Raw genomic sequence first — 6,513 nt, forward strand, 5'->3', positions numbered from 1 at the left:
GGCAGCAAGCCGCGGTCGACCGCGCGGACCAGCGTGGCGTGGTCGGCTTCGGTCTGATCGGCGTAGCGTCGCGCGAACTTGCAGAACGCCTTGTCGACCCGGTCGGAGCTGCCCATGTAGCCGGCGACCATCGAGGCGCCGCTGGTCCTGGCGTGCCCCTTGGCGAGGAGCTGACCCACGACTCCGGCGTAGTCAGCGAGCGCCGCCGCATCGATTGCGTCTAAAGGTATGCGTCCCTTCATGTTTCGGAACTGTCGCACGTAGTATTGCAGGCCGTCCATGGTGGTCCACCCCAGCAGCGGGTCGCTCACCGTCTGTAATGACTGTTGGTATTCCACGACCCGCTGTCCCTGATGCGCGTGCCAAGCCGATTCGCCGTGCACGTAGCGCCCGAGCACCGATCGGCGAGCTTGCTTGAGCTGAAGGAAAACAACGTCGGACTCCGACGATCCCTCCAACAGCGCCACGTAGGCGCGCAGGCCGACACTGCCCACGCCGACGACCTTGTGCGCCACGTCGACCAGCGTGTAGCCGCCGAGAACACGTCGCCAGTAGGAGGGCAGGGTTTCCAGATAGTCGTCGAGTGCCGCCGCCAGCAGTTCCGCCTCACGTGCAGGCAGTCGCGTGATCAGCGGTGGTTCCTCGACAATCCTGCGCTCGCCGTCCACCTCATGGGTGAAGCGCGGTAGCGCGCGGTCGCCCGTGCGGTGACGCGCGCGCTTGGCCGACCGCACCACCTGATCGCTGAGCGGGCCCGCCGTCTCGGCGGCCAGCCTGTCGACGTCGAGCCGAACGAAAGACCTTGTGAACAAGGGCAGGTCGGCGAGCCGCCGCAATTCCTGACGATACGACGCCACGCAGGACCGCACCGCGTTGCCGCAGTCGTCTTCCGACGTCCCGTTGTGCCGCCCCGCAACCCAGATGCTTGCGGCCAACCGCCGCAGGTCCCACTCCCAGCCACCCGGATGGGCCTCGTCGAAATCATTGAGGTCGATCACCAGGTCCCGCTCGGGGGATGCGTAGAACCCGAAGTTGCCGAAGTGCGAGTCGCCGCACACCACCGGGGTGATCCCCGTTGCAGGCAGACGAGCGACGTCCTCGGCCATCACCACCGCGGTTCCGCGCAGAAATCCATACGGCGACTCGATCATGCGACCGACCCGGATGGGGACCAGTCGGTCCACCCTGCCCTGGTGACTGAGGTTGATGAGGTCCACAGGGTCGGGACGGTCGGGGGGCGCGGTCCAGTCGGCTAGTGACTTGCGCGGCACCCTCTTGCGCAGGCTTTTGCCAAGGGCATAGCGCTCGGCCCGGGTAACCGGTCGCTGACGCAACGACCGATACGCAGTGCCGTCGGCATCGGCGAGCACGGTGTGCACGCTGCCGGCAGCGACGCCATCCATATCGCTCAATGTTCACTACGGCAGGGGCGTGTGTCAGGAGTTTTGTTCGATGTAGGTGTCAGCGTCCTTGTCCCGGCTGTCGATTCCTTCGCTCGCCTCGTGTTCGGCGTAGAACCGCAGCCACTGCATGCCCAATTCGTGACGCAGTTCGAGTGACGCGCTCTTGATGAAGTCTGGCATGGCTTCGCGTTCTTCCTCGTCGAGATGCTCACCGTTTTCCTTGCGCGCAGCCATCACCGCTTCGAACCACTTGTCGGTGCCCGGTTCGTGCCGACGCGATGCACGCACCGCATCGCGGATCGCATTGTGGTCGGTGATCGCGTCCTCGGTCTCGTCCTCCGGGTCACCCTCGGGATTACCGGGGTCGTCCCGGCCACCGTGTTTGAGCAACGCGGGATAGAAAACCGTCTCCTCGGCGTCGGCGTGTGCGTCGAGGCGCATGCTCAGCACATTCCAGACCGCCGCGAGTTCGTCCTTGGACTTGGCGTCGTCGAGCCGGAAAAACTGACGGCGCAGCCAGTCATGGTCGGCGTAGATGAGGTCGATGATGTCCGCCATGGAGGAAGTATTAGCCGCAAAAGCGCAAGTCAAAACCGTTTGACGGGCGGCATCGGCCGCCGCGCTCATTGCGGAGGGCGTTGCGCCTGCGGCCCGCCGTGCGCTCCTATGAAGAGGGTCTAACATTCTCCAATGACCAATCATCGGCTCCAGCGGATGATGGCCTGGTGAGCGCGCCGACAACCGACCCCGTCGTCCGTGCCGAGCAGCCGCGCAAAAGCGGCATAGCCCGGTGGATCCGGCGGCTGGCGATTCCCATCATCGTCGGCTGGATAGCGCTGATCGCCGTGCTGAACACATCGGTGCCGCAGCTCGAAGAAGTCGGCAAGATGCAGGCGGTTTCGATGTCGCCCAAGGAAGCGCCGTCGGTCGCCGCGATGATGCGAATCGGCAAGGACTTCCAAGAGTTCGATTCCGACAGCTCGGCCATGATCGTCCTGGAGGGCGACGCACCCCTCGGCGAGGACGCCCACCGGTTCTACGACGACATGATCGCCGAGCTGCGGGCCGACACTAAACACGTCCAGCACATCCAGGACTTCTGGGGTGACCCGCTGACCAGAGTCGGGGCACAGAGCGAAGACGGCAAGGCCGCTTATGTGCAGGTGTATCTCGCGGGCAACATGGGCGAAGCACTCGGCAACGAGTCGGTCATCGCGGCTCAGAAACTCGTGGACGGGTTGACTCCCCCGCCGGGGGTCAAGGTGTATGTCACCGGCGGCCCCGCGCTGCAGGCCGACCAGGAGAACGCGGGCAACGCGAGCATCAGAATCATCGAGTTCGTGACGGTCGGCGTCATCATCTTCATGCTGCTGTTCTTCTATCGGTCGATCGTCACCGTCCTGCTGGTGTTGACGATCATGATCTTGAGCCTGTCGGCGACCCGTGGTGTGGTCGCCTTCCTCGGCTACCACAACCTCATCGGGCTGTCCACGTTCGCGACTCAGCTCCTGGTGACACTCGCGATCGCCGCGACAACCGACTATGCAATTTTCCTCATCGGGCGCTACCAGGAGGCCCGCTCGATCGGAGAAGACCGGGAGTCCGCGTACTACACGATGTTTCGGGGGACAGCCCACGTCGTCCTCGGCTCAGGGATGACGATCGCAGGTGCCACCTTCTGCCTCTCGTTCACCCGATTGCCCTACTTCCAGACACTCGGCATTCCGCTTTTCGTCGGCATGGTGGTCGCGGTGCTCGTGGCGCTGACGCTCGGGCCCGCAATCATCAGCGTCGCGAGCCGCTTCGGCAGAACCCTGGAGCCCAGGCGCGCCATGCGAATTCGATTCTGGCGGCGCCTTGGTGCCGCCATCGTTCGGTGGCCCGGTGCGATCCTGACCATGACCATCCTTCTCGCCCTGGTCGGCCTGCTCACGCTGCCGGGATACCGCCCGAGCTACAACGACCGCAAGTACCTGCCCGCCGACCTGCCGTCTCAAGAGGGTTTCGCGGCGGCCGAACGACATTTCCCTGTTGCCCGGATGAACCCCGAAATGTTGCTCGTCGAAAGCGATCACGACCTCCGCAACTCGGCCGACTTCCTCGTGATCGAGCGGATCACCAAATCCGTGACGAAGGTGCCCGGCATCGGGAGGGTGCAATCAATCACGCGTCCCGAGGGTAAACCGCTGAAGTTCAGCACGATTCCGTCGCAAATGAGCATGGGCAGCACCAACCAGGAGATGAACCGCTCGTACGCGCAAAAAACCATGGACAACATGTTGGTGCAGGCCGACGAGATGCAGACGACCATCGACGCGATGACCAGGATGAGCTCGTTGATGGGCCAGATGACCGCCACCACGCATTCCATGGTGCAGAGCATTCGGGACACGACGGTCGACACCATCGAACTACGGGACAACATCGCCGATTTCGACGACTTCTTTCGTCCGCTTCGTAATTACCTGTACTGGGAACCGCACTGTTATGACATCCCGGTCTGCCACACGTTGCGGGCCATCTTCGACGCGCTCGACGGCACCGACGCCCTGACTGATGACATCCAGTCTCTGCTTCCTGACCTGGAGCGACTCGACACACTGCTGCCGCAGCTGCAAGAGATGTTGCCGCCGCAGATCGAGACGATGAAGAAGATGCAGAGGATGATGCTGGAGATGCACTCGACTCAGTCGAGCCAGCAGGATCAGCAACACGTCATGAGCGAGAACCAAAGCGCCATGGGTCAAGCGTTCAACGACTCGCACAACGACGACACCTTCTACCTGCCGCCGGAAATCTTCAACAACGCGGACTTCAAGCGGGGCATGAAGAACTTCATTTCCCCCGACGGCCACGCGGTTCGGTTCATCATCTCCCACGAAAACGATCCGCTCGGCGCCGATGGGATCGAGCGCATCGACGCCATCAAGAACGCGGCATTCGACGCCATCAAGGGCACGCCGTTGGAGGGGTCGCGGGTCTACCTCGGTGGCACCGCGTCCACCTTCAAGGACATGCGGGACGGCAACAACTACGACCTGCTGATCGCCGGCGTCGCCGCGCTCGCACTGATCTTCATCGTCATGCTTCTCATCACGCGCAGCGTCGTCGCAGCAGCCGTCATCGTCGGCACCGTGGTGCTGTCTCTCGGCGCGTCCTTCGGCCTGTCCGTTCTGTTCTGGCAGCACCTGATGGGGTTGGACCTCGAGTTCATGGTGATGGCGATGGCGGTCATCATCCTGTTGGCAGTCGGCGCGGACTACAACCTGCTGTTGGTGGCGCGGATGAAAGAGGAGATACCGGCCGGCATCAACACCGGCATCATCCGCGCCATGGGTGGCAGCGGATCCGTCGTGACCGCGGCGGGTCTGGTGTTCGCGTTCACCATGATGTCGATGTCGGTCAGCGCCATGGTCGTGGTCGCCCAGATGGGCACTACCATTGGGATGGGCCTGTTGTTCGACACCTTGGTGATTCGGGCATTCATGACGCCCTCCATTGCCGCGCTTCTGGGCCGATGGTTCTGGTGGCCGCAGCTCGTGCGTCCTCGACCCGTACCGGCGAAATGGCCGGGCGTCACGCCGTCGCCCGCCACGTCGGCAGCGCCGTTAAGCGCAGGTCCCTAGACCCGGACACGCCCCGTCATCATCGTCCTACCGGCCCAGCCGGGTGTCAGAACTATTTGGGCTAATGCGCGGCAAGCTTTTTGGCGTAGAACACGCGGTCATATCCGTCCTGGCGGCGGCGGGCGGTCTCGGTATATCCATGACGCGGATAGAACGTTTGGTTCTCGGTCATCGCCTGGTTGGTGACGAGCCGGACCTCCGACAGACCGAGCTCGCGGGCGTCGTCGTCGGCACGGGCGAGCAGAAGCGCGCCATAGCCGCGCCCCTGCGCGCCAGGGGCCACGGCGATGGTGTCGAGCAACAGATGGTCGTCGTGCACCTCGTTGACGACGACTCCGGCGATCTCGCGGTCGGCTTCGACCACCCACACCCACGACGACATGACAGCGGCACGGTAATCGGCACCCATCGGCGCCGGTGGTCTTCCGATCCGGGCGACGTACTTGCCGAAAGCTGCGTGCACGATGCTCTCGATGGTCGCCACGTCGGATAGGGCTGCCCGGCGAACCTGGACGTCGACCACCGCGCCGACGTTAACTCATTCCAGGTCGTGGCAAGCTACTCCCATCTGACGGCGAGGCTTAGGGAGAAGACGGTGCAGTATTTCGTCCAGTTCGACGTCCACCAGCCGGTCGATATGAGCCGCCAAGAGCTGTTTGCGATTTGGCTCGAGGAAGCCCGCGCGGCGAAGGGCGCAGTCGATGCCGGGGCGGTAACCAACCTGTGGAAGGTCGTCGGCCAGCGCAGCGTCTTCGCCGTGCTCGATGTACCCGACCACACATCGCTCGACCAGGCCCTCGAGTCGCTGCCGATCATCCAGAAGCTCGGCGGCTCGGTCGACACGCGCGCCTACCCGATCCGGCCGTACAGCGAGTGGGCCGAAGAGCTGCGCGTCGCGGTTGAGGGTGAGTGACACCGACCTACCGAAAGGACCTGTGATGAATTGGAATTCGATGAAAGACAACGGTGCGAAGTTGATGAACCTGGCGCACCGGCTAGTTTTAAAAGCAAGCGGCAACAGGCTGTTGGCCAAACCGTTCGGGATGCCGTTGGTCGAGCTGCACACCACGGGACGCAAGTCTGGGTTGCCTCGGTCCTGCTACCTGACCACGCCTATTCACGACTCCAACCGCGTGGTGCTCATCGCTTCGAAAGGTGGCGATGACCGCAACCCTGACTGGTATCGCAATCTGCAGGCGCACCCCGACGCGTTCCTGGTGATGGACGGCCAACGACACGCAGTCCATGCGCGTACCGCCGGGGCAGAGGAAAAGGCCGAGCTATGGCCGAAGATCGTTGCGGCATACAAGGGTTACGCCGGCTATCAGGAACGGACGGATCGTGACATTCCGGTGGTGATTTGCGAGTTGCAGGACTGACGGCGATCGCCCGGGGCCAAGCCTCTCCGCGCCGACGCAGCGTCAGGGCCGGTGCGGCGCTCCGCTCGCGAGGCGCGCGACGCGGGACTGCCAAGCCATCACGGC

Annotated in this window: 6 protein-coding genes; 3 read left to right on the top strand and 3 right to left on the bottom strand. The window is 63.6% G+C overall.

The window, feature by feature from the left end; all coding sequences use genetic code 11:
- The coding region (locus QOJ24_RS22735; RefSeq protein ID WP_526265389.1) for a DUF2252 domain-containing protein at nucleotides 1-1,403 on the bottom strand (1,403 nt) is incomplete at its 3' end.
- A 33-nt stretch (nucleotides 1,404-1,436) separates the two neighbouring features.
- The gene (locus tag QOJ24_RS22740; protein ID WP_526265391.1) at nucleotides 1,437-1,961 is read right to left on the bottom strand and encodes a hemerythrin domain-containing protein; all 525 of its coding nucleotides are present in this window, start codon (nucleotides 1,959-1,961) and stop codon (nucleotides 1,437-1,439) included.
- A gap of 167 nt (nucleotides 1,962-2,128) precedes the next feature.
- On the opposite strand from QOJ24_RS22740, the gene QOJ24_RS22745 reads away from it, so the two are divergent.
- On the top strand, nucleotides 2,129-5,029 hold the full coding sequence (locus QOJ24_RS22745; protein ID WP_526265393.1) for an MMPL/RND family transporter: 2,901 nt from the start codon (nucleotides 2,129-2,131) through the stop codon (nucleotides 5,027-5,029).
- A gap of 61 nt (nucleotides 5,030-5,090) precedes the next feature.
- Here the strand turns inward: QOJ24_RS22745 and QOJ24_RS22750 are convergent, their stop codons facing one another.
- Nucleotides 5,091-5,552: a GNAT family N-acetyltransferase gene (locus QOJ24_RS22750; protein ID WP_526265395.1), complete on the bottom strand. Its 462-nt coding sequence runs from the start codon at nucleotides 5,550-5,552 to the stop codon at nucleotides 5,091-5,093.
- A gap of 27 nt (nucleotides 5,553-5,579) precedes the next feature.
- Between QOJ24_RS22750 and QOJ24_RS22755 the strand changes: the two genes are divergently transcribed.
- Both QOJ24_RS22755 and QOJ24_RS22760 read left to right on the top strand, forming a co-directional pair.
- Entirely contained in the window at nucleotides 5,580-5,942 is a 363-nt protein-coding gene (locus QOJ24_RS22755) for a muconolactone Delta-isomerase family protein (RefSeq protein WP_526265396.1), read from the top strand.
- A 40-nt stretch (nucleotides 5,943-5,982) separates the two neighbouring features.
- On the top strand, nucleotides 5,983-6,408 hold the full coding sequence (locus QOJ24_RS22760) for a nitroreductase family deazaflavin-dependent oxidoreductase (RefSeq protein WP_526265398.1): 426 nt from the start codon (nucleotides 5,983-5,985) through the stop codon (nucleotides 6,406-6,408).
- The last annotated feature ends 105 nt before the right edge of the window (nucleotides 6,409-6,513 follow it).

It is taken from the genome of Mycobacterium sp., assembly GCF_032159775.1.
In the GTDB taxonomy this organism is placed as follows: domain Bacteria; phylum Actinomycetota; class Actinomycetes; order Mycobacteriales; family Mycobacteriaceae; genus Mycobacterium.

What these genes read in the sequence shown, in the direction of transcription:
- QOJ24_RS22740 (WP_526265391.1), bottom strand. Translation starts at nt 1,961, where the DNA reads ATGGCGGACATCATCGACCTCATCTACGCCGACCATGACTGGCTGCGC.
- QOJ24_RS22760 (WP_526265398.1), top strand. Translation starts at nt 5,983, where the DNA reads ATGAAAGACAACGGTGCGAAGTTGATGAACCTGGCGCACCGGCTAGTT.